General features: G+C 64.7%; 20 protein-coding genes. 11 read left to right on the plus strand and 9 right to left on the minus strand.

Annotated features, from left to right (window positions below):
• Window positions 1-527 precede the first annotated feature (527 nt).
• From miaB to ybeY, 3 genes are read left to right on the plus strand one after another with little or no spacing between them, the layout of a single operon-like run.
• Complete coding sequence (gene miaB / locus ACWCIA_RS10360) at window positions 528-1,889, plus strand: tRNA (N6-isopentenyl adenosine(37)-C2)-methylthiotransferase MiaB (RefSeq protein WP_454162987.1); 1,362 nt, start codon at window positions 528-530, stop codon at window positions 1,887-1,889.
• Window positions 1,886-2,977 (plus strand): PhoH family protein, encoded by a 1,092-nt coding sequence (locus tag ACWCIA_RS10365; protein ID WP_454162988.1) that lies wholly within the window; start codon window positions 1,886-1,888, stop codon window positions 2,975-2,977. The genes miaB and ACWCIA_RS10365 overlap by 4 nt, the downstream gene beginning before the upstream one ends.
• Window positions 2,958-3,428, plus strand: coding sequence for an rRNA maturation RNase YbeY (ybeY, locus tag ACWCIA_RS10370; RefSeq protein ID WP_454162990.1), 471 nt, complete (start codon window positions 2,958-2,960; stop codon window positions 3,426-3,428). Before ACWCIA_RS10365 ends, ybeY begins: the two co-directional genes overlap by 20 nt.
• A 186-nt stretch (window positions 3,429-3,614) precedes the next feature.
• Here ybeY and ACWCIA_RS10375 read toward each other — a convergent pair whose 3' ends face one another.
• Together ACWCIA_RS10375 and ACWCIA_RS10380 are read right to left on the minus strand one after the other, a co-directional pair.
• Window positions 3,615-5,840 (minus strand): molybdopterin cofactor-binding domain-containing protein, encoded by a 2,226-nt coding sequence (locus ACWCIA_RS10375; protein ID WP_454162992.1) that lies wholly within the window; start codon window positions 5,838-5,840, stop codon window positions 3,615-3,617.
• Between the two features lie 11 nt (window positions 5,841-5,851).
• Window positions 5,852-6,304 carry a (2Fe-2S)-binding protein gene (locus tag ACWCIA_RS10380; RefSeq protein ID WP_454162994.1) on the minus strand — a complete coding sequence of 151 codons (453 nt, stop codon included), beginning with the start codon at window positions 6,302-6,304 and terminating at the stop codon, window positions 5,852-5,854.
• A gap of 149 nt (window positions 6,305-6,453) precedes the next feature.
• On the opposite strand from ACWCIA_RS10380, the gene ACWCIA_RS10385 reads away from it, so the two are divergent.
• The 7 genes from ACWCIA_RS10385 to ACWCIA_RS10415 all read left to right on the plus strand — a co-directional run bounded on the left by ACWCIA_RS10385 (window position 6,454) and on the right by ACWCIA_RS10415 (window position 14,447).
• Window positions 6,454-7,338, plus strand: a complete 885-nt coding sequence (locus ACWCIA_RS10385) for an HlyC/CorC family transporter (protein ID WP_454162996.1) — start codon at window positions 6,454-6,456, stop codon at window positions 7,336-7,338.
• Window positions 7,338-8,930, plus strand: a complete 1,593-nt coding sequence (gene lnt, locus ACWCIA_RS10390; RefSeq protein WP_454162998.1) for an apolipoprotein N-acyltransferase — start codon at window positions 7,338-7,340, stop codon at window positions 8,928-8,930. Before ACWCIA_RS10385 ends, lnt begins: the two co-directional genes overlap by 1 nt.
• Window positions 8,931-9,039: 109 nt before the next feature.
• Window positions 9,040-9,954, plus strand: a complete 915-nt coding sequence (glyQ, locus tag ACWCIA_RS10395; protein WP_454163000.1) for a glycine--tRNA ligase subunit alpha — start codon at window positions 9,040-9,042, stop codon at window positions 9,952-9,954.
• A 29-nt stretch (window positions 9,955-9,983) separates the two neighbouring features.
• Window positions 9,984-12,080 (plus strand): glycine--tRNA ligase subunit beta, encoded by a 2,097-nt coding sequence (glyS, locus tag ACWCIA_RS10400; protein WP_454163002.1) that lies wholly within the window; start codon window positions 9,984-9,986, stop codon window positions 12,078-12,080.
• Between the two features lie 15 nt (window positions 12,081-12,095).
• Window positions 12,096-12,671 carry a D-glycero-beta-D-manno-heptose 1,7-bisphosphate 7-phosphatase gene (gmhB, locus tag ACWCIA_RS10405; protein WP_454163004.1) on the plus strand — a complete coding sequence of 192 codons (576 nt, stop codon included), beginning with the start codon at window positions 12,096-12,098 and terminating at the stop codon, window positions 12,669-12,671.
• A gap of 40 nt (window positions 12,672-12,711) precedes the next feature.
• Window positions 12,712-13,452 carry a lysophospholipid acyltransferase family protein gene (locus ACWCIA_RS10410; RefSeq protein WP_454163006.1) on the plus strand — a complete coding sequence of 247 codons (741 nt, stop codon included), beginning with the start codon at window positions 12,712-12,714 and terminating at the stop codon, window positions 13,450-13,452.
• A gap of 44 nt (window positions 13,453-13,496) precedes the next feature.
• Complete coding sequence (locus ACWCIA_RS10415) at window positions 13,497-14,447, plus strand: M48 family metallopeptidase (RefSeq protein WP_454163008.1); 951 nt, start codon at window positions 13,497-13,499, stop codon at window positions 14,445-14,447.
• A 112-nt stretch (window positions 14,448-14,559) separates the two neighbouring features.
• Here ACWCIA_RS10415 and ACWCIA_RS10420 read toward each other — a convergent pair whose 3' ends face one another.
• The 7 genes from ACWCIA_RS10420 to ACWCIA_RS10450 all read right to left on the minus strand — a co-directional run bounded on the left by ACWCIA_RS10420 (window position 14,560) and on the right by ACWCIA_RS10450 (window position 21,421).
• A complete protein-coding gene (locus ACWCIA_RS10420) occupies window positions 14,560-15,108 on the minus strand; it encodes a YcxB family protein (protein ID WP_454163010.1) in 549 nt (182 codons plus the stop codon).
• A gap of 47 nt (window positions 15,109-15,155) precedes the next feature.
• On the minus strand, window positions 15,156-16,421 hold the full coding sequence (gene waaA, locus ACWCIA_RS10425) for a lipid IV(A) 3-deoxy-D-manno-octulosonic acid transferase (RefSeq protein WP_454163012.1): 1,266 nt from the start codon (window positions 16,419-16,421) through the stop codon (window positions 15,156-15,158).
• Window positions 16,418-17,398, minus strand: a complete 981-nt coding sequence (gene waaC / locus ACWCIA_RS10430; protein WP_454163014.1) for a lipopolysaccharide heptosyltransferase I — start codon at window positions 17,396-17,398, stop codon at window positions 16,418-16,420. The genes waaA and waaC overlap by 4 nt, the downstream gene beginning before the upstream one ends.
• Before the next feature lie 25 nt (window positions 17,399-17,423).
• Window positions 17,424-18,809, minus strand: coding sequence for a phosphomannomutase/phosphoglucomutase (locus ACWCIA_RS10435; protein ID WP_454163016.1), 1,386 nt, complete (start codon window positions 18,807-18,809; stop codon window positions 17,424-17,426).
• 326 nt (window positions 18,810-19,135) lie between these two features.
• Window positions 19,136-19,447 (minus strand): H-NS histone family protein, encoded by a 312-nt coding sequence (locus ACWCIA_RS10440; RefSeq protein ID WP_454163283.1) that lies wholly within the window; start codon window positions 19,445-19,447, stop codon window positions 19,136-19,138.
• Window positions 19,448-19,523: 76 nt separating this feature from the next.
• On the minus strand, window positions 19,524-20,624 hold the full coding sequence (locus tag ACWCIA_RS10445; protein WP_454163018.1) for an MraY family glycosyltransferase: 1,101 nt from the start codon (window positions 20,622-20,624) through the stop codon (window positions 19,524-19,526).
• Between the two features lie 419 nt (window positions 20,625-21,043).
• Window positions 21,044-21,421 (minus strand): hypothetical protein, encoded by a 378-nt coding sequence (locus tag ACWCIA_RS10450; RefSeq protein ID WP_454163020.1) that lies wholly within the window; start codon window positions 21,419-21,421, stop codon window positions 21,044-21,046.
• 170 nt (window positions 21,422-21,591) lie between these two features.
• Here ACWCIA_RS10450 and ACWCIA_RS10455 point away from each other — a divergent pair, with 170 nt between their 5' ends.
• Window positions 21,592-22,437, plus strand: a complete 846-nt coding sequence (locus ACWCIA_RS10455; RefSeq protein ID WP_454163022.1) for a symmetrical bis(5'-nucleosyl)-tetraphosphatase — start codon at window positions 21,592-21,594, stop codon at window positions 22,435-22,437.
• The last annotated feature ends 17 nt before the right edge of the window (window positions 22,438-22,454 follow it).

The raw sequence follows: 22,454 nt of genomic DNA on the forward strand, positions 1-22,454 counted from the left end.
CGATTAAACAGAACAAGTCTGAGATTTCGCTTAAGAACAATGCCGGAGCGCATGCGCCCTGCTTAACACTCCCTCGAACGCACTTGTCTTTCAAACAAATTATCAGACCCATACGGAAGCTGCACATCCGTCTTGAACACATGACTCATTGTTGGAAATCAAGCTATCGCGTGGAAAGCTTGTCACATAAGCATTTCAACACATGGGGATTATTTGTGGCGCACGCAAGAGATTTCTTTCGTTAATTTGTGTAAAAGAATTTCGAGCGAAGCCTTTGATTTACAACAGGAAATATATTGAGCAAACGCTGACTCTGCCTTAGCCTTCGCGTTTTGCTTCCTTCAGGCAATTTAACAATCTGATTATCTTGACAATCGTTTCGGCCGAAGCAAGGGTTAATTCCAATAGGCATTAAAAATCGCCTTGCATAGTTTTCCACACGCGGATTCCGGCCCTAAATAAGGATTTACGTTAAACTCCGTTGGCGCCTTGTCAAAGCGTCAGCACACCTTTCAATAAAGCATTCCATGCAGAAAAAAGTATTTATTAAAACCTTCGGTTGCCAAATGAACGAGTACGACTCGGACAAGATGGCCGACGTGCTGGGCGCATCCGATGGACTCGTTCGTACCGACAAGGCGGACGACGCTGACGTGATCCTGTTTAATACGTGTTCCGTGCGTGAAAAGGCGCAGGAAAAAGTGTTTTCTGATCTGGGACGCCTGCGCGAACTGAAGCGCCAGCGTCCAGACCTGATCATCGGCGTGGGCGGCTGCGTGGCCTCGCAGGAAGGCGAAGCGATCGTCAAGCGTGCGCCGCACGTGGACATGGTGTTTGGTCCGCAAACCCTGCACCGCCTGCCGCAGATGATCCGCGAGCGCCGCAGCAGCGGCAGCGCCCAGGTCGACATCAGCTTCCCGGAAATCGAAAAGTTCGACCATTTGCCGCCAGCAAAAGTCGAAGGCCCGGTCGCCTACGTCTCGATCATGGAAGGCTGCAGTAAATATTGCAGTTACTGCGTGGTGCCCTACACCCGCGGCGAGGAAGTGTCGCGCCGCTTCGAGGACGTGCTGACGGAAGTCGCGGGCCTGGCCGCCCAGGGCGTCAAGGAAATCATGCTGCTCGGCCAGAACGTGAACGCCTTCCGCGGCGTCATGGAGAATGGCGACACGGCCGACTTCGCCCTGCTGCTCGAATACATCGCTGCCATTCCCGGCATCGAGCGCCTGCGTTTCGTCACCAGCCACCCGAAGGAATTCACCCAGCGCCTGATCGACGCCTACGCGAAGATCCCGCAACTGGTGAACCACCTGTACCTGCCCGTCCAGCACGGTTCCGACCGGATCCTCGGCGCCATGAAGCGCGGCTACACGGGCATCGAATACAAGTCCATCATCCGCCGCATCCGCGCGGTGCGCCCGGACATCGCGATCTCCTCGGACTTCATCGTCGGCTTCCCCGGCGAAACCGATGCCGATTTCGAAGCCATGATGAAGCTGGTGCAGGATGTCGGCTTCGACAACAGTTTCAGCTTTATCTTCAGCAAGCGCCCCGGCACGCCGGCCGCCAACCTGGAAGACGATACCCCGCACGAGGTCAAGCTGGCGCGCCTGCAGCGCCTGCAGGCCCTGATCGACGCCAACACCCGCAAGTACAGCGCGGCCATGGTCGGCACGGTCCAGCGCGTCCTGGTCGAGGGGCCGTCCAAGAAGAATCCTTCCGAACTGCAAGGCCGCACCGAGAGCAACCGGGTGGTCATTTTCGCACCGGGCACCACGGGCAACACGCTGATCGGCCAGTTGGTCGATGTGCGCGTCACCGAAAGCCTGGATTATTCACTGCGCGGCGAACTCGTCGCCAATCTCGATACGATTGCCATAGCCAGTTGAAAACACAAAGCCCCTCCCAGCCGTCCTACTTCATTCCCGAGCCGCTCGATAACACGCGGCTTGCCCACCTGTGCGGCCCGCTCGACGAGAACCTGCGCCAGATTTCGGCGGCGCTCGACGTCACCGTCTTCCGCCGCGGCGAGAAGTTCATCGTCAGCGGCGCGAATGCCGCGCGCGCGGTCGAACTGCTCGAACGCTTTTATGCAGTGGCAAACAAGGTCGTGCCGATCGAAGAAGTGCAGCTGGCCCTGGTCGAGCAGCGCGCGGGCCTGAGGCCGACGATCGAAGGCGCCCCCGCCAAGGCCGCTCCCACTTCCGCGCCGGATGCCGATGCCGACGCCGAAGCGGGCGAGGACGAGGCCGAACTGGTCAGCCCCATGCTCAAAACCCGCCGCAGCGACCTGCGCGGGCGCACGCCGCACCAGATCCAGTACCTGAAAGCGGTGCTCGAGCACGACATCAGCTTCGGCATCGGCCCGGCCGGCACCGGCAAGACCTATCTCGCCGTCGCCTGCGCCGTCGATGCGCTCGAGCGCGACGCCGTCAAGCGCATCATCCTGACGCGCCCGGCCGTGGAAGCCGGCGAGCGCCTCGGCTTCCTGCCCGGCGACATGAGCCAGAAGGTCGACCCTTACCTGCGCCCGCTGTACGACGCGCTGTACGACCTGCTCGGCTTCGACCGCACCCAGAAGCTGTTCGAAAAACAGGTGATCGAGATCGCCCCGCTGGCCTACATGCGCGGCCGCACGCTGAACCACGCCTTCGTCATCCTCGACGAAGCGCAGAACACGACCGTCGAGCAGATGAAGATGTTCCTGACGCGTATCGGCTTCGGCAGCAAGGCCGTCGTGACCGGTGACGTTACCCAGGTCGACCTGCACAAGACCCAGCGTTCGGGCCTGGTGGACGCCATGCACGTCCTGAAGGACGTGCGCGGCATCGCCTTTACCCAGTTTTCGAGCGCCGACGTGGTGCGCCACCCGCTGGTGGGCCGCATTGTCGACGCCTACGAAAAAGCCACTGCCGTCCAGGAAATGGGCGCGCTGACGAAACCTGCCACTACACGAAATGTCCGTAAAAAATCATGAGCTTGACCTGGACGTCCAGTACCCGGACGCCCGCCTCGAATCGACCATCACCCCCGAGCTGGTGGAGCGCTGGGTGCGCGCCACCCTGCTCGGGCCGGCCGAACTGACGATCCGCTTCGTCGACAGCGCGGAGGGGCAAACCCTCAACCGCGACTACCGCGGCAAGGATTACGCGACCAACGTGCTGACCTTTGCCTATAACGAAGGCGAGGAGCTGGGCGAGGACGAACCGACCCAGGCCGACATCATCCTGTGCACGGACGTGCTCCAGCGCGAAGCCGATGAACAGAAGAAGACGGTCGAGGAACACGCGGCGCACCTGATCGTGCACGGCGTGCTGCATGCGCAGGGCTACGATCACGAGCACGACGAGGAAGCCGAGGAGATGGAACAGTTCGAACGCGACATCATGGAAGTGCTCGGGTATCCGGATCCGTACGCGGAGGAGTAAGGCCTGGCGACGCCGGGTTGTCGTCTTTCGTAGGGTGGACGGCTTCGCCGTCCACGCGGTGATCGCCAGCTCCCCGGTCATCGACCCGCATGATCTCGCTGCCAACGATCGACGCGTGGGCAGCGCACACAGCGCGAATACGCATCAGTCTCGGGTGGAGCTGACCACCCTACGCAACCCGAACGGTCAACTCCGTCCCAGCTGATCTCCGATCGGCAACTTCCGAATCCTGCGTCCCGTCGCCGCGAACACCGCGTTCGTCAGCGCCGGCGCAATCCCCGACGTCCCCGGCTCGCCGATCCCGCCCGGCTCGTCCGTGCTGTTGACGATGTGGACCTCGACCCGGGGCGCTTCGTTGATGCGCATCATGCGGTAATCGCCGAAGTTGGTCTGCTGCACCCTTCCCCGGTTGATCGTGATCTCGTTCCACAAGGCTGCCGTGGCGCCGAAGATGATGCCGCCTTCGATCTGGGCGGCGATCGTGTCCGGATTCACTGCCTGGCCGCAATCGACCGCACACACGACGCGGTGCAGGCGCACGTCGCCGTCCGCACCGACCGACACCTCGGCCACCTGCGCCATATAGCTGCCGAAGGCGAACTGGGTCGATACCCCGCGCCCGACGCGGCGTCCTGCGATCGGCGCCAGCGGCTGGCCCCAGCCGGCCTTTTGCGCCGCCAGGTTCAGCACGGCCAGGGTGCGCGGCGATTTATCGAGCAGGGCGCGCCGGAACACGACCGGGTCCTGCTTGGCCGCCTGGGCCAGCTCGTCCATGAAGCTTTCCACCACGAACACATTGTGGGTCGGCCCCACGCCGCGCCAGAAGGCCGTCGGCACGCCCGGCGGTTCGTGGCGCACGTACTCGACGCGCATGTCGGGAATCGTGTACTGCAGGTCGGCCGCGCCCTCGACCGCATCCGGGTCGACGCCGTTCTTCACCGCAGGCGGGGCGAAGCGCGACATGATCGAGGAGCCGGTGGTGCGGTGGAACCATGCCGCCGGCCGGCCCTTGTCGTCCAGCCGCGCCGCCAGCCGGTCCACGTAATAGGGGCGGAACATGTCGTGCTGGATATCTTCCTCGCGCGTCCAGATGAACTTGATCGGGCCCTTCGCCAGTTTCGCAAAGGCCACCGCCTGGATCACGTAATCGACCTCGAGCCGGCGCCCGAAACCGCCGCCAATATAATAGTTGTGGACCTTGACCTTCTCGACGGGGAGCCCGGACACCTTCGCCGCCGCGCCCTGGGCCAGCGCCGGCACCTGGGTGCCGACCCAGAGGTCGCAGCCGTCGGCCCGCAAGTCCACCGTGCAATTCATCGGCTCCATCGTGGCGTGGGCCAGGAAGGGCATTTCATAGACGGCCTCGACCTTGCGCCCGCCCTCCGCCTCCAGCGACGTCAAGGCGTTGCCGGCGTTTTTGGCCAGCGCGCCCGTTTCCTGCGACACCTTCATCATGTCGCCCACGATGCCGGCCAGCGATACGTTACCGTTGACGCCGTCGTCCCAGCGCGGCGCGGCCGCCGCCAGTCCCTGCTTCGCCGCCCAGAAGTGATCCGCCACCACGGCCACCGCGCCCTCCAGGCGCAAGACCTGGCGCACGCCTTTGACGGCCAGTGCCTTGGCTTCGTCCACACCGACGAGCTTGCCGCCAGTCACGGGCGAGGCGGCCACGGCCGCGATGCCCATGTTCGGCAAGCGCGCGTCGATGCCGAACTGGGCTTCGCCATTCACCTTGGCCGGCGAATCCAGGCGTTTTACGGATTTTCCGATCAGCACGAACTGCTTCGGGTCCTTCAGCTTGACGGTCTTCGGCAAGTCCATCTTCGAGGCCGCATCGACCAGCTCGCCAAAGTGGGCAGAGCGCCCGGAGTCGCCGTGGCGCACGGTGCCCGCCACCACCTGCAGCTCATCAAGGTCGACGTCCCACTGCTGGGCGGCCGCCGCGACCAGCACGCTGCGCACCATGGCGCCGGCTTCGCGCAGCGGCTTCCAGGCGCCGCGCACCGAGGTCGAGCCGCCCGTCACCTGTCCGCCGAGCAGGGGGTCGGCATACAACTCGTTATTCGCCGGCGCCTGCTCGAGTTTTACTTTCGACAGGTCGGCGCCCAGCTCCTCGGCCAGCAGCATCGGCATCGACGTGAAGGTGCCCTGCCCCATTTCGACCTTGTGGATGACGAGGGTGACAACGCCCATCCGGTCGATGCGGATGAAGGCGTCGCGCGCCAGCCCGGCCGGGGTATCGGAATGGTGGGTGGAGGCCTGGCCGACGGCCTTTTCCGGCGGCGCTTCCTTGCGGTCGTCCTCCTTGCGGCAACCAAACAGTGAAAAACCGAACAGCAGCGCGCCGCCCGAGGTGGCGCCGAGCTGCATGAAACGGCGGCGCGCAGGCGAGATGTCTTGTGGTTTGCTCATCTGCCTTCCTCTTATTTGCTTGCCGCGATCTTGATCGCCTGGCGGATGCGGCCATAGGTGCCGCAGCGGCAGATGTTGCCGGCCATCGCGTTGTCGATGTCGCTGTCGCTCGGCTTGGGCGTGGCCTGCAGCAAGGCGGTGGCCGACATGATCTGGCCCGACTGGCAGTAGCCGCACTGCACCACGTCGATCTGGCGCCAGGCGTCCTGTACTTTGGCGCCGACCGGGTCCTGGCCGATGGCCTCGATGGTGACGATCTTCTTGCCGGCCGCAGCGGACACAGGCGTGACGCAGGAGCGGATCGGCTGGCCGTCGAGGTGCACGGTGCAGGCGCCGCACAGCGCCTGGCCGCAGCCGAACTTGGTGCCGGTGAGGCCGGCGACGTCGCGCAGAACCCAGAGCAGGGGCATGTCGTCGGGCACGTCGAGGTTGGCGATATTGCCGTTGATGGTGAGGGCGGGCATGCACTTCCTTTTGCTTTTTGACCAATTCTTCAATGATAAGGCAAGCGCCCGCGCTCTGCCGACGCGCCCCTGCGCACAGCCCAATCGGAATCAGCCCCGGCGCTTTTGGTGTATCCTACGTCTATCGTAACAACGGCTTCACGCCAACTATGCCCGAGTATCCCAGTGACGTCCGCCAGGACGCCAAACCCCATCGGTCCCTCTTCGAAAGGTTGACCGCACTCATCTCCCCTGAGCCAGAAAATCGCACCGAGCTGCTTGAAGTGCTGCACGAAGCACACGAGCGCAACCTGATCGACGCCGACGCCCTGTCGATGATCGAAGGGGTGTTCCAGGTTTCCGACCTGTCCGCGCGCGACATCATGGTGCCGCGTTCGCAAATGGACGTGATCGACATCACCGACCCGATCGAGGAATGGCTGCCGATCGTGCTGCAAACCCAGCACTCGCGCTTCCCCGCCATCGAAGGCGAACGCGACAAGGTGGTCGGCATCCTGCTGGCCAAGGATTTATTGCGCTATTACACGGAGAAGTCCTTCGACGTGCGCGCCATGCTGCGCCCGGCGATCTTCATTCCCGAGTCGAAGCGCCTGAACGTGCTGCTGCGCGATTTCCGCGCCAACCATAACCACATGGCCATCGTCGTCGACGAGTACAGCGGCGTGGCCGGCCTGATCACCATCGAAGACGTGCTCGAGCAGATCGTCGGCGACATCGAGGACGAATACGATTTCGACGAGGAAGAAGACAATGTCCTGTCGATCAAGGAAGGCCAGCAAGGCCCGCGCTGGCGCGTCAAGGCGCTGACCGAGATCGAGCAGTTCAACGAAGAAATCGGCGTCGACCTGCCCGAGATGGATGCCGACACCATCGGCGGTTTCGTTGCCGGCCACCTCGGCCGCATGCCGCACAAGGGCGAGGAATTCACCTTGCGCAACCTGCGCTTCGAAGTGCTGCGCGCCGACGCGCGCCAGATCCACGTGCTGCTGGTCGAAAAGCTGCCTCCGGTATCCCTCGACCGCGACGACGATTGATGCTGCGTCGCCGTCCCGCTTCTGCAACCGGCGCTGCCCCGGTCGATCCGGTAGCCGCTGCGGCGGCACGCGGCACGCGGCCCTCGCCCGCACTGCTCGTCACCGCCGTCCTCGCGGGCGGCGCTTCCCTCTTCTCCTTCGAGCCCTTCGGCTGGTGGCCGCTGCAGTTCCTGCTGCTGGCCTGGCTGTTCTACCAGGTCGGCCTGGGCAGCTCGGTCAAGCGCGCCACCCTGCTCGGCTGGGCCTTCGGCTTCGGCTGGTCGGTCGGCGCCATGTTCTGGCTCTACGTCCTGATGACCCGCTTCGCCCAGCTGCCGGCCATCCTCGGGGCGCTGGGCATCGTCCTGCTCGGCCTCTACATGGGCCTGTTCGGGGCGTTCGCGACCGGAGTGGCGAGCTGGCTGCGCCAGAAATGGTCGCTACCGGTGGCAAGCTTCGTCCTGCTGATGCTGCCCGTCACCTGGGGCGTGTCCGAATGGATGCGCGGCTGGGTGTTTACGGGTTTCCCCTGGTCGGTCTCCGGCTATGCCCACGATACTTCTCCGCTGGCGGGTTATGCGCCGCTGGTCGGCGTCTACGGCATCGGCGTGCTGGTCGCCATGGGCGCGGGCTGCATCGTCATGCTCACCCAGCGCGCACGCCTGCCCGCGATCGGCCTGCTGGCGGCCCTGCTGGCGACGGGTTTCGGCCTGCGCAGCGTCGAGTGGACCCATGAGACGGGTGCGCCGATCACGGTGCGCCTGTTGCAGGGGAATATCCCGCAAGACCGCAAGTTCGACTATGCCTTCCTGTCGAGCATCCTCGAGCGTTACCACGGCATGATCACGGCCAAGCCGGCCGACCTGGTCGCCACCCCGGAAACGGCGATCCCGTCCTTCCCGCACAACCTGCCCGAGGGCTATCTCGCCAGCCTGCAGGCCTTCGCCAGCAAGAGCGGCAGCACCCTCGCCGTCGGCATCCCCCTGCTCGACGGCCCGAACCAGTACGCCAACAGCGTGGTGGCGATGTCTCCCCAGCCGCAGCCCTATCGCTACGACAAGGCCCACCTGGTGCCTTTCGGCGAATTCATCCCGCCGGGCTTCCGCTGGTTCACCGACATGCTGAACCTGCCCCTGAACGACGCCACCCGCGGCAAGGGGCTGCAGGCGCCGTTCGCGGTCAAGGAGCAGCTGGTGCTGCCGAACATCTGTTACGAGGACGTGTTCGGCGAAGAGATCGCCTGGCAGCTGCGCAATGCGCCGCGTCCGGCGACCGTGCTGCTGAACATGTCGAACCTGTCCTGGTACGGCCAGTCGACGGCGATCCCGCAGCACCTGCAGATCTCGCGCATGCGCACCCTGGAAACCGGCCGCCCGATGCTGCGCTCGACCAACGACGGCGCCACCGCCGTCATCGACCACCGCGGCCGGGTCACGCACGCGCTGCCCTTCTATACCGAGGGCGTGCTCAGCGCGACCGTGCGCGGTACCAGCGGCATGACGCCCTACATCCGTTTCGGCAACTATGCCTTCCTGACCCTGGGCGCGGTGGCGCTGGCAGCGGCATGGTTCTTCGGGCGCAATTACCGGAAGAAAAAGCCACATGTCGAATAGATGAGTGGAATCCGGCCCCAGAGCCCCGGCAAAACCCGCTAGAATTGTCCCTATTAGCAAACCTGCAAACCTATAATGCGCGCGCTCCGAGGCGCGCGCCTGATCGACGATGCTCACATTCCAACAAATCATCCTGACCTTGCAGACCTACTGGGACAAGCAAGGTTGCGCCCTGCTCCAGCCCTACGACATGGAAGTCGGCGCCGGCACTTTCCACACCGGCACCTTCCTGCGCGCGATCGGTCCGGAACCATGGCGCGCGGCCTATGTGCAGCCCTCGCGCCGCCCCAAGGATGGCCGCTACGGCGAAAACCCGAACCGCCTGCAGCACTACTACCAGTACCAGGTGGTGCTCAAGCCGGCCCCGGAAAACATCCTCGACCTCTACCTCGGCTCGCTCGAAGCGCTGGGACTGGACCTGAAGAAGAACGACGTCCGTTTCGTCGAGGACGACTGGGAAAGCCCGACCCTGGGCGCCTGGGGCCTGGGCTGGGAAGTCTGGCTGAACGGCATGGAAGTGACGCAATTCACCTACTTCCAGCAGGTTGGCGGTCTCGACTGCAAGCCGGTGCTGGGCGAAATCACCTACGGCATCGAGCGCCTGGCGATGTACCTGCAGGGCGTGGAAAACGTCTACGACCTGGTCTGGACCGAGTGGGAAGAAAACGGCGTCAAGAAGACCCTCTCGTATGGCGACGTCTTCCACCAGAACGAAGTCGAGCAGTCGACCTATAACTTCGAGCACGCCAATACCGAGCTGCTGTTCGCCGCTTTCGCAAACCACGAATCGGAAGCCAAGCGCCTGATCGAACTGGAGCTGACCCTGCCGGCCTACGAGCAGATCATGAAGGCCTCGCACAGCTTCAACATGCTCGACGCGCGCGGCGCCATTTCGGTGACCGAACGCGCCGCCTACATCGGCCGCGTGCGCACCCTGTCGCGCCTGGTGGCCCAGGCCTATTACGACTCGCGCGAGAAGCTCGGCTTCCCGATGCTGCCGGGCGCCGCCCAGCAAGCCGCCTGAACGCCCTCGGAACAGACAAGAACAACACCATGAATCACACTTTACTCGTCGAACTGCAGACTGAAGAACTGCCGCCGAAGGCGCTCGTCAAACTGGGCGCGGCCTTTGCCGCCGGCATCGCGAACGGCCTGAAGGCGCGCGACTACCTCGAAGCCGACAGCGTCGTCACCCCTTACGCCACTCCGCGCCGCCTGGCCGTCTCGATCACCAACGTGCGCGCGACTTCGCCCGACAAGTCGATCCGCGAAAAGGTACTGCCGGTCGCCGTCGCCCTGGATAAAGAGGGCAACCCGAGCGCGCCGCTCGCCAAGAAGCTGGCCGCGCTGGGCTTCCCCGACCTCAAAATCTCCGACCTGGAACGCGCCCAGGACGGCAAGGCCGAGAGCTTCTTCTACACCTATACCGCCGCCGGCAGCGCGCTCGCGGGCGGCCTGCAGCAGGTGCTGACGGAGACCGTCGCCAAGCTGCCAATTCCGAAGGTCATGAGCTACCAGCGCCCGGACGGCGCCACGGTCGGCTTCGTGCGTCCGGTGCACCTGCTGCTTGCCCTGTTCGGCGAACAGGTGCTGCCGCTGACCCTGCTGGGCCTGGACGCCGGCCGCCAGACCATGGGCCACCGCTTCCTGTCGCACGGCGGCACGATCGCGATCACCCACGCCGACCAGTACGCGGCCATCCTCGAGAACGAGGGCAAGGTGATTGCCGGCGCCGAAGCGCGCAAGGAAAGCATCCGCGCCCAGCTGCTGGAAAAGGCCGGCGCCGACCAGGTCCTGATGCCGGAATCGCTGCTGGACGAAGTGGCGGCCCTGGTCGAGTGGCCGGTGGTCTACGAATGCCATTTCGAGGAAGCCTTCCTGGACGTACCGCAGGAATGCCTGATCCTCACCATGCAGACGAACCAGAAGTACTTCGCGCTGACCGATAGCGAAGGCAAGCTGCGTTCGCGCTTCCTGATCGTCTCGAACATCGCGACCGACGACCCGCAGCACATCGTCGGCGGCAACGAGCGCGTGGTGCGCCCGCGCCTGTCGGACGCCAAGTTCTTCTTCGAGCAGGACAAGAAGAAAACGCTGGAGTCGCGCCTGCCGCAGCTCTCGAACGTCGTCTACCACAACAAGCTGGGCACCCAGGCCGAGCGCACGGAGCGCGTCACGGCGCTCAGCGGCGCGATCGCCAAGCGCCTCGGTTTCGACGTGGCGCTGGCCGAACGCGGCGCGCGCCTGGCGAAGGCCGACCTGCTGACCGACATGGTGGGCGAGTTCCCCGAGCTGCAAGGCATCATGGGGACGTACTACGCGCGGCATGATGGCGAGGCCGACGAGGTCGCCCTGGCCGCTTCGGAGCACTATCAGCCGCGCTTCGCCGGCGACAAGCTGCCGTCGACGAACACGGGCTTGGCCGTCGCGCTGGCCGACAAGCTGGAAACCCTGGTCGGCATCTGGGCCATCGGCCTGCAGCCGACCGGCGAGAAGGACCCGTTCGCGCTGCGCCGCCACGCCCTGGGCGTGATGCGCATGCTGGTGGAAAAACGCCTGCCGCTGTCGATCTCGGAGCTGCTGGAAGATGCCGCCAAGGTCTTCGAGGGCCAGGCCGCCTTCAAGGATCCACGCGCGGAGGTGTCCGCCTTCATGCTCGACCGCCTGCGCGGCATGCTGCGCGAGCGCGGCTTCACGCCGAACGAAGTGGAGGCCGTGCTGGCCCAGAACCCGGACCGCGTCGACGACGTCGTACAGCGCCTGGAAGCGGTGCAGGCCTTTGCCGCCCTGCCGGAAAGTGCCTCGCTGGCTGCGGCCAACAAGCGCATCACGAACATCCTCAAAAAGAACGAGGCGGCCATGCCGCAGGACCTGGCCATCAAGGCCGACCTGCTGGTAGAGGCGGCCGAGGCCAACCTCGCCGCGAAGATGAAGGCCCTCGCGTCCGACGTCGATGGCGCCTTTGCGAACGGCGACTTCACCGGCGCCCTGAAAACGCTGGCCTTGATGAAGGACGAAGTCGACGCCTTCTTCAACGACGTGATGGTGATGGCCGAGGACGAGGCGCTGCGCAACAACCGCCTCGCCCTGCTGTCCTCGCTGCACGGGATGATGAACCGCGTTGCCGACATCTCCAAGCTGGCGGCGTAAGGGTCGAGGTTCACCATGAAGCTGATCATCCTCGACCGCGACGGGGTCATCAACCATGACTCGCCGGACTTCATCAAGAGCCCGGCCGAGTGGATCCCGATTCCCGGTTCGCTCGAAGCGATCGCGCGCCTGAACCAGGCGGGCTACCGCGTCATCATCGCCTCGAACCAGTCGGGCATCGCGCGCGAACTGTTCGACATGCCGACCCTGAACGCGATCCACCAGAAGATGCACGGCCTGGCGCAGCAGGTCGGCGCCGACATCGACGCGGTCTTCTTCTGCCCGCATGCGGCGATCGACAACTGCGACTGCAGGAAGCCGAAGGCCGGCATGTTCGAAGAGATCAGCAAGCGCTTCAAGGTCAGCCTGAAGGGCGTGCCGACGGTCGGCGACTCGCTGCGCGACCTGCAGGCCGGCTTCATCAGCGGCTGCCTGCCCTACCTGGTCCTGACCGGCAAGGGCGAAAAAACCCACGAGACCGGGGGCCTGCCTCCCGGCACCCAGGTCTTCCCCGACCTGGCCGCGATGGTGACCTCGCTGCTGAAAGCGGCGCCGCGAGGCCAGCTTGCCCCCCAGCCCCAGTCCAATTGAAGCCAACTGAAGCCAACTGAAGCCCGAAAGAGAGTCTTTTTTGCGTAACGTCGTCCCCTTCCTGCGCTCCCTTCTTTTTGCCATCGTGATGGTGGTGGCCACCGTGGTCTGGGCCTGCGTCTGCTTCCTGGCCGCGCCACTCCCGTACAACAAGCGCTTCTGGGTGACCTCGCGCTGGAACGTCTTCATCATCTGGTGTGCGAAAGTCATTTGCGGCATCCGCTACCAGTTCAAGGGCTACGAGAACCTGCCGGACGCGCCGGCGATCGTGCTGGCCAAGCACCAGTCGGCCTGGGAGACCATCTTCCTGCTGCCGAATTTGCTGCGGCCGCTGGTGTACGTCTTCAAGAAGGAAATCCTCTACATCCCCTTCTTCGGCTGGGGCATGGCGCTGCTGCGCATGATCCCGATCGACCGCAGCGAGGGCAAGAACGCATTCGCGCACGTGGTCAGGCACGGCAAGCGCCGGCTGGCGGACGGCCAGTGGATCATCATGTTCCCGGAAGGGACGCGCATCCCGGTGGGACAAAAAGGGAAATACAAAAGCGGCGGCGCCAGGCTGGCTGTCGAAACCCAAGCCGTCGTCGTGCCGATCGCGCATAATTCGGGCGAATGCTGGCCCAAGAATTCGTTTATCAAGCGTCCCGGTCTCGTGACCGTCTCGATTGGCAAACCGATATCGCCGCAACACCACACTCCCGAGAGTCTGATGCAAGAGGTCGAAAATTGGATAGAATCAGAAATGCGCGTCATTTCGCCCCACGTCTACACCGGTGGCTGAACGAAGTCGGCGCGCAGATCAAAGCACCTCCACCTCCGCACGCCATGACTTCCCCCAAGACCGACGGGTCTCAGTTGGACCACCAGCTGGACCTGTTCAAGCACGATATGAACACGCCGGACCCGTTCGACCGGGTCCTGAGCGCGCCCTCCCCGACGCCGCCCGCAAAGCCGCTGCCGCCACCGCCGCAGCCGCTGTTCAAGGCGCCGCCCACCCCGCCCCGCATCACGCTGCCCTCGCCGCCGCGCACTCCCGACGATCCGCCCCTGCGGCGCATCGTGCTGGGCCAGTACGCGGTCGACTACGAGCTGAAACGCTCGTCGCGCCGCTCGATCGGCTTCATGATCGACGACGACGGCCTGCACGTGACGGCGCCGCGCCGCGCGAACCTGCCCGACATCGACAACGCGATCCGCGCCAAGCAGCGCTGGATCCTGACCAAGCTGCACGAACGCGGAGAACGCCGCGCCAAGCGCGCCGAGCGCGCGCCGATGCGCTGGGAGGACGGCGCCCGCCTGCCCTACCTGGGCGGCGAGATCATCCTGCGCCTGCAGCAGGCCGCGCGCAGCCACTGCGTGTTCGATCCTGAAACGCGCGAGCTGAAGGTGGGGGTGGTGCCGGGGCTGTCGGAAGCGCAGCTGAAGGAACGGGTCAAGCTCTGGCTCCAGGCCGAAGCGAAGCGCCTGTTCGTCGAACGCCTCGACCTGTATGCGCCGCGCCTGGACGTGCATTACCGCTCGCTGACGCTGTCCTCGGCCGGCACGCGCTGGGGTTCGTGCACGGTCGCCGGGAACATCCGCCTGAACTGGCGCCTGGTGCATTATGCGCTGCCGCTGATCGACTACGTCGTCGTGCACGAACTGGCGCACCTGCGCGAGATGAACCACAGCCCGCGCTTCTGGGCGGTGGTCGGTTCGGTGTTCGCGGATTACGACGGCGCGCGCCTCGAATTGCGGCGGCGGTCGCACGAGATGCCGGTGTTGTTTGCGGAGTGAGTGCTGCCGATTGGCCGGCTGCGCTCGCGCTGGTTGAACCCGCCCACCCTACGTCCTCTGCAGCTGTAGGGTGGACGGCTTCGCCGTCCACGCGTTCAGCCAACGTCTGAAACTACCTCAACACATTATCCCTGCGCGCCTGCGCCAGCATGCGCATCGCGCCCTGCTGCGCCTCGTTCAGGCAGCGGAACGGAATCGGCAGCGTGCCGCGCTTCAGCACCATCATGAAGCCGCGCGAATAGGTGCGCACGGCGGTGACGTCGGCCCAGCCGATCAGGGTCACGCCGCCACTGGTGCGTACGATGCCGTGGCGGTCGATGGTAAATTCGTAGGTGCGGCGGCCACGGCCGAGCATCATGAAACGGAAGGCCGCGCTCAGGGTGCTTTTCAGGCGCAGGTAGAGGCTGGCGGGCCAGCGGATATGGCGGCGCCGGATCAGGTAGCCGCCGTGCTGCCACATGAAGTCGATGTACTCGGACAGAGAATAGCGCACGAAGAAATGCAAGTCGGCCAGGGCCAGGCCGGAGGAACCCGTGGGGGCCAGCGGCGCGGAGTGGCTGCCGGCGCCGTAGAAATTATCGTCTGCACCATCCGTTCCCTGGTGCGCCATCGTGGCCATGGGCTTGCCCTTGGCCGGCCCCGGATAATTTAACGACGACATACGCGCCCCCTTCTTCTACCGTGCTCAAAAAGCAATGGTATCAAACCCTAGGCCATTTCCCGTTGCAAGAGTTCAACAGTGCGCAGGGTGGCGCCCCGATGGCGCTGCGCGAACGCCGCAGCCCGTGCCCCCATCTCGCCGCGCGCACCGGCATCGTTCAGGAGGCGCGCCGCCTGCGCCAGCAGGGCGTCGGCATCGGCCACGCGCACGGCGCCGCCGGCGGCCACCGCCTCGTCGGTCGCATCCAGGAAGTTGAACGTGTGTTCGCCGACCAGCACGGGCTTGCCCACCGCGCAGGCTTCGATCAGGTTCTGCCCGCCCAGCGGCATCAGGCTGCCGCCGATGAAGGCGCAATCGCAGGCCGCGTAGTAGGCGAACATCTCGCCCATCGAATCGCCTAAGAGCACGTCGGCGCTTACCTGGGCGTGCGCGAGTTGCGAACGGCGCGCCAGCGTCAGGCCGCGCGCCCCCACCATCTGCGCCACCTCGTCGAAGCGCTGCGGGTGGCGCGGCACCAGCACCAGCAGCATGTCGCGCGGCCGGTCCGTCATGCGCGTCCAGGCGTCGAGGATCAGCGCCTCCTCGCCCTCGCGCGTGCTGGCGCACAGCAGCACCGGGCGGACGCCCATGCGGGCACGCAGCCAGGCCCCGAGTTCCAGGGCGCTCTGGGGCGGCACCACGTCGAACTTGATGCTGCCCGTGACCAGCACTTTCGGCGCGCCGAGCGAGCGGATGCGCGCGGCGTCGTCTTCGGTCTGGGCCGCCACCACAGTGATCGCACGCGCCGCTTCCGACATCAATGTGCCGAAGCGCTGCCCGCGGCGCAGCGAGCGTTCCGACAGGCGGGCGTTGACCAGGGCCACCGGCACCCGGTGCGCGGCGCAGCCGGCGATCAGGTTCGGCCACACCTCGGTCTCCATCAGGATGCAGATGCGCGGCGCGAAATGGCGCAGGAAGCGCCCCACCATGAAGCCGGTGTCGTAGGGCAGGAAGGACTGCACGACGCGCTCGCCATGGTGGGCGAACAGCGCGCGCCCGGTGGCGCGCCCGGTCGGCGTCATGTGGGTGAGCAGGACGCGGCTGTCGGGCCAGGCGGCCAGCAGCGCCTCGACCAGCGGCTGCGCGGCGCGCGTCTCGCCGACCGAGACGGCATGCACCATGAAGGTCGGGCGGGCCGGCAGCTGCGGATAGACGCCGAGGCGCTCGCCGATCGCGCTGCGGTAGCCCGGCTCCTTGCGCCCGCGCCACCACAGGCGCAGCAGCACGAGCGGGATCGCCAGCCACCAGAGGATCGAATACAGGGTGCGGTTCATCGGGTCCCAAGCAGGCCGTGGGCAGCGTCGATGACCTCGCCGGCGGACGGCGGCGCGCCCTTGTCGCCGAGGTTGACGATGCGCGGCGACCAGTTGCCCTCGGTCTTCCACTTCGGCGAATCGGCGTAGATCTCCACGGTCGGCCGGTAGAAGGCGGCGGCGATGTGGGTCAGGCCGGTGTCGACGCCGACCGCGAGCGCGGCCTGCTGCGCCAGCGTCACCGCGTCCATCACCGACAGCTTGTTCAGCACGCGCGCGTTCGGCATGCCGGCGGCCAGGGCTTCGGCCTCGAGCCGCTCCTTCTCCGAACCCCAGGGCAGCAGCACCGGCATCGGCGCCAGTGCCTGCGCGGTGGCGATCCAGTTCGCCGGCGCCCACTTCTTGGCATCGCGCGCGGTCCCGTGGAAGAAGACGGCGTAGTCCTCGCGCGGCAGCCAGTCCGGCCGCTTGGATGCATGGGGTGCAGGCAGGCCGAAGTCCGGCGGCGTGTCGACCGCGTAGCCGAGCGCGGCGCCGGCCACCATGCGCCCGCGCGCCACCGCATGGGTGCGCGGGTCGAGCGGGATGCTGTCGGTGTGGAAGAAGCGCGAGGCGCCTTCGTACCCCGAACCCTCGCTGCCGTTGGCCAGGCCCACCTTGCGCCCGCCCTTTCGCACGCGCGCGGCGCCCATCACGATCCCGGTCTTGAGCAAGCCTTGGGTGTCGAACACGAGGTCGTATTCTTCCTCGCGCAGGGTGCGCCAGAAGGCCTTGATCTCGGCGCGCGTTTCCGCCTTGCGGAGTCCCTTGCGCCAGCGCCGCAAGGCGAAGGGGATGATCCTGCGCACATGCGGGTTCAGGCGCACGAGGCTGACATAGCCCTCTTCCACCACCCAGTCGATCGTCGCGCCGGGATGGTGGCGCAGGATATCGGCCACCATCGGCAGGTTGTGCAGCACGTCGCCCAGCGACGACACGCGCACCAGCAGGATCTTCACATCAATCTCGCTTTAAAGATCGGCTTCAAAACGGCAGCTTGGCGTCCGCCTTGGCGGCCAGGATCACGCTGCGGAATTCGTCCTGGATGCGCGCCAGTGCTTCCGGGCTCTCGCCTTCGAAACGCAGCACCACCACCGGCGTCGTGTTCGACGAGCGCGCCAGGCCGAAGCCGTCCGGGTACTCGACACGCAGGCCGTCGATGTCGTTGATCTTTTCGGAGGTCGGGAACACGGCATCCGTGCGCAGCTTGTCGATCAGGGCGAAGTTCTCGCCTTCGTTCAGGTGCAGGTGCAGTTCCGGGGTGCTGATCGCCATCGGCAGCGCGTTCAGGACGCTCGACGGATCGTCGAAGCGGGTCAGCAGCTCGAGGATGCGCGCGCCCGAATACAGGCCGTCGTCGAAGCCGTACCAGCGGTCCTTGAAGAAGATGTGGCCGCTCATTTCGCCGCCCAGCGGGGCGCCGGTTTCGCGCAGCTTGGCCTTCACCAGCGAGTGGCCGGTCTTGTACATCAGCGGGCGGCCGCCATGCTGTTCGATATACGGCGCCAGGTGGCGCGTGCACTTCACGTCGTACAGGATTTCGGCGCCCGGGTTGCGCGACAGGACGTCGGCCGCGAACAGCATCATCTGGCGGTCCGGATAAATGATGTGGCCATCCTTGGTGACGATGCCGAGGCGGTCGCCGTCGCCGTCGAAGGCCAGGCCGAGTTCGGCGTCGGTGGTCTGCAGCGCGCGGATCAGGTCCTGCAGGTTTTCCGGGTGCGCCGGGTCCGGGTGGTGGTTTGGGAAGTGGCCGTCCACTTCGCAGAACAGCTCGACGACCTCGCAGCCCATGCCGCGGTACAGCTCGCCCGCGAAGGCGCCGGCCACGCCGTTGCCGCAGTCGACCGCGATCTTGATCGGGCGCGCCACCTTGACGTCGCCAACGATGCGCTCGATGTAGGCGGCGCGGATGTCGTGGGTCGAATACGCGCCCGGTTCGGCCGCGTCGCTGTTGTCGTGCGCGAGGATGCTCTCGTACAGGCCGGTGATGGCCTCGCCATAGATCGCCTCGCCGGCCAGCACCATCTTGAAGCCGTTGTAGTCCGGCGGATTGTGGCTGCCTGTGACCATGATGCCCGAGCGCGTGCCTTCGAGGACGTTGGTGGCGAAGTACACCATCGGCGTGGCGACCATGCCCAGGTCGATGACGTTGATGCCGGCGGCCTGCAGGCCTTCGGCCAGGCTCGCGGCAAGCTCCGGACCCGACAGGCGGCCGTCGCGGCCGATCACGACCGTGCGCTCTCCCTTCGCCAGCGCGGCACGCCCAAAGGCCTGGCCAATGCTGCGCGCCACGCCCGCGTCCAGCGTGCTGCCGATCACGCCGCGAATGTCATAAGCCTTGAAAATTGTTTTTGAGAGAGCAACCATGTTCTACCTTGAAGAGTCAGGCGCGCAAAACCGCCAGCCTGCAGGAACAGGACAGCGAGGACGCCGCATTATTAGTGGGATGACAAAACAGGGAGTATTGTAGCGGCTAGCGCGGCCACTGGGGAAACGGTGGCCGGCTGGAGTGCGTACCGGCGAACGCCAGTAACGGTTTTGACGTCAAAAACGGAACATCGTTAGCGTATCGAGGGTTCGAGAAACCGTAGCGAGCGGAAGTAGACTTGGCCGAGAAGCGCAGTCGTACTCAGGTACGACGAGCATCGCAGGCCGAGTCTACGACGCGCAGTAGGTTTATCGAGCCCTCATCATTAAACGCGGAGTTTGTCGAGGGACTTGCCGCCTTCAACCCACTCCTTGACCCACTTCGGCTGACGGCCACGGCCCGTCCACTGCTGCGACGAATTGTCCGGATGGCGATAACGCACGGCGACCGTACCGGTCTTCGCGCCACGTGCCGGCGTATTGATCAGGTCTTTCAGCGGGACACCCACTTTCTGGGCGATTGCCAGGATCTGCTCGCGCGCTTGCTGCACTTCCTGGTGCTCACGCTGTTTCATTTCCTGCTTGATTTGCTCCTGCAGGTTGCGCAAATCGCCAACCGACATATTTGACAGATCCATCATCGTTCCTCGAGTGTTGGGTTAATCCAATTCAGGTGAATTCTCACCAAATGTCGCAATATACTACATTGGCAATTTATTGCCAGTCCTTCTTGCGCAAAATGAGCCATCTTGGAGACTTGAATCGAACGATACGCGCATAGAGCCAGACGTAACTGATTACAAACAACAAACAGAATACTATCAAGACAATCGTATTTTGCCAGAACAATGTCGCAGGGATGACCGCCATCAGCGAAAATAACCACAAATAGGGCGAGGTCCGCGCATTTCGCTTCAGCAGGGCACGCGCCTCTTTTGTACCGACAGTCCACCTGACGATACGCCTGAAAATAAGGCTGTGCAAGTGAATACCGTCGGGTACGGCCGGCGATTTCCCCCGTACAAACATACGACGGTAAGCCGAAAAGATTGTTTCGAATGCGGGGTAAATCAACAACAGTGCCGCATACCAGGTCGACACTTCGGGATTGCGCATTACCAGCAACATCGCCAGTTCCCCGAGCATGAATCCGATAAAGTAAGCGCCGCCATCGCCGAGGAAAATCAGGCCGACCGGATAATTCCAGACCAGGAAACCGGCGGTCGCGCCGGCGACGGTCAGGGCGGTAATGAGCACGAACATGTCGTCCACCTGCAACGCCACATAAGCGAGCGAGAGCAGCATGCAAATCGTCACCATGCTGGCCAGTCCATTGAAGCCGTCGATGATATTGACCGCATTGGCGATCCCGGCGACCGCCAATACCGTCAAGGGCAGCGCCAGCCAGCTCCAGGTCTGCAGCACGAGGCCGAACGGCAGGTCGATGCGGCCGATTTTCGCGTCCAGCAGCAGGTAGGCGAGCATGGCCCCCGCCATCGTCAGCAGCAGCCTGCGCGAAGGCCGTACGGCGCCCGTATAGTCTTCGAACAGGCCGCCGATGAAGGCGACGAAGGCGCACACCAGCAACAGGGCCAGCAGCTGCATCAGCGCCGGCTCGCGCCAGATCGACACGGCCGAGGTCAGCACGACAGACAGGTAGATCGGCAGCCCGCCGATGCGCGCCACCAGGTGGGCGTGGGCGCGTTGTACGCCGCGAAAATCGCTGTCGAGGGCAGGCTCGTAGAGTTTCGCCTGCTTGATGACAAGCAGGGTCAGCAGGGCTGAACAGGCGAAGCTGACGAGGAAGGAGAACATGAATGTCCTGCGGGTTTCACCGTTCAAGTCACAGCGCAAGGCGCTCGCCGGCGGTGCATCGCGTCAGCGACGGCGTGGCGTATCGTTCGTGCCCACAACGCGATTCTATTCTAACCGCATAGGCGTCCTCATCCCGGGGCACGCCAGTTTATCGTGTGCCAAAACCACGCAATTGCGCAAAATCGGGTGTCGTCGACATGCTTGGGAGAAAATGCCTATGAGTGGTTTGAATTACGGCTTTTACCATGGACGCAAGGCCTTTTCGGCACCTTCCCCACACGCTTGTCCGCCACATGTATTTCGGCAGGCCCATGCGGTCGTTGGAACGGGCATTGTCCCAATCCGCTATCGCATCCATTCCGCGACTGCGCCGCCCGATATATGCGATGCCGAAAGCAGCCTCCTCAAGCCGAGGCATTTCAAAGCCATAGCCCGGAGCGCGGCATTCGAATGGCAAGCGGCGGCGATACATTCGACATGGCGCCCGCCCACGCAATGCCGATTCCCCGCTCCCACATCTCCGGTTTAAAGATAAGCCCGCTTAATGCCCTCCCCCGGCGCACGGCATACCTTTCAAGGCAGGGGAAACGCCGCCGTATCTCGCAATCGTTCGAATCGAATTGCCGGCAGCCCGCGCGTACCGGCACGGATAAAAACAGCGGGAATCGCCGCGCCGGATGCGGTAAACCGGGATGCCGCCGGGATAATGGCGGCCGCTGCGAAAACAGGAATGGCGGATCGCCGGCGTGCCGCTTGCGACCGGCATCGGCAAAGCATTGGCCTTTGCGTGCAGTCATTCGGCGCTGCGGCACCTGTTCCAGTTGACACCGTCCACCGCCAAAATCATTTAGAGTGCCTGACAAAGCTCCATGGCGGCGTTGCCTCGTCTCGCCGTACACTCGTACTGTCCTGGACCAGTAAAACAATTACTGCGGCGAATGGCTGCCGCGGCCATGAAAAAGAAACGATGAAAACTTATGTCATAGGCGACCTGCAGGGTTGCGCCCACGAGGCCGAGGCCCTGCTCGAGAAGATCGCCGAGGATGCCAGCGGCGATGCGCGCATCCTGTTCGTCGGCGACCTGATCAACCGCGGACCGGAGTCGCTGATGGCGCTGCGCCGCATGAAGGCGCTGTCGGAGACCAGCGGCGGACGCGTCGAGGCCCTGCTGGGCAACCACGACCTGCACCTGCTGGCCGTGGCCGTCGGCGCCCAGCGCGCCAGCAAATCCGACACCCTCGACGACATCCTCGGCGCGCCCGACCGCGACGAGCTGATCGCCTGGCTGCGCCAGCGGCCGCTGGCGATGTTCGTCGACGCCCACCTGTGCGTGCACGCCGGCGTGCCGCCGCAGTGGGATGCGGCGCAGACGATGGAACTGGCGTGCGAAGTCGAAACGGTGCTGCGCGGCGACGGCTGGATCGATTTCCTGGCCCGGATGTACGGCAACGAGCCCGACCGCTGGGACGACAGCCTGGAAGGCATCCCGCGCCTGCGCTGCATCGTCAACGCGCTCACCCGCATGCGCCTGTGCCTGCCCGACGGCACGATGGATTTTGCGCACAAGGAAAGCGAAAGCGGCCCGATCGGATCGGGACTGCTGCCCTGGTTCGACCTGCCCGGACGGCGCACGCTGGACGTCACGGTGGTGTTCGGCCACTGGTCGGCACTGGGCCTGATCCTGCGCCCGAACCTGATCGGCCTGGACAGCGGCTGCGTCTGGGGCGGCAAACTGACCGCCGTCTGCCTGGACGACCGCAAGCTGCTGCAGGTCGATTGTCCGGAATACCGCCCGCACAGCGGCAAGGCCTAACCGACCCTACGGAAGCC

This window comes from Massilia sp. SYSU DXS3249 (assembly GCF_053668055.1).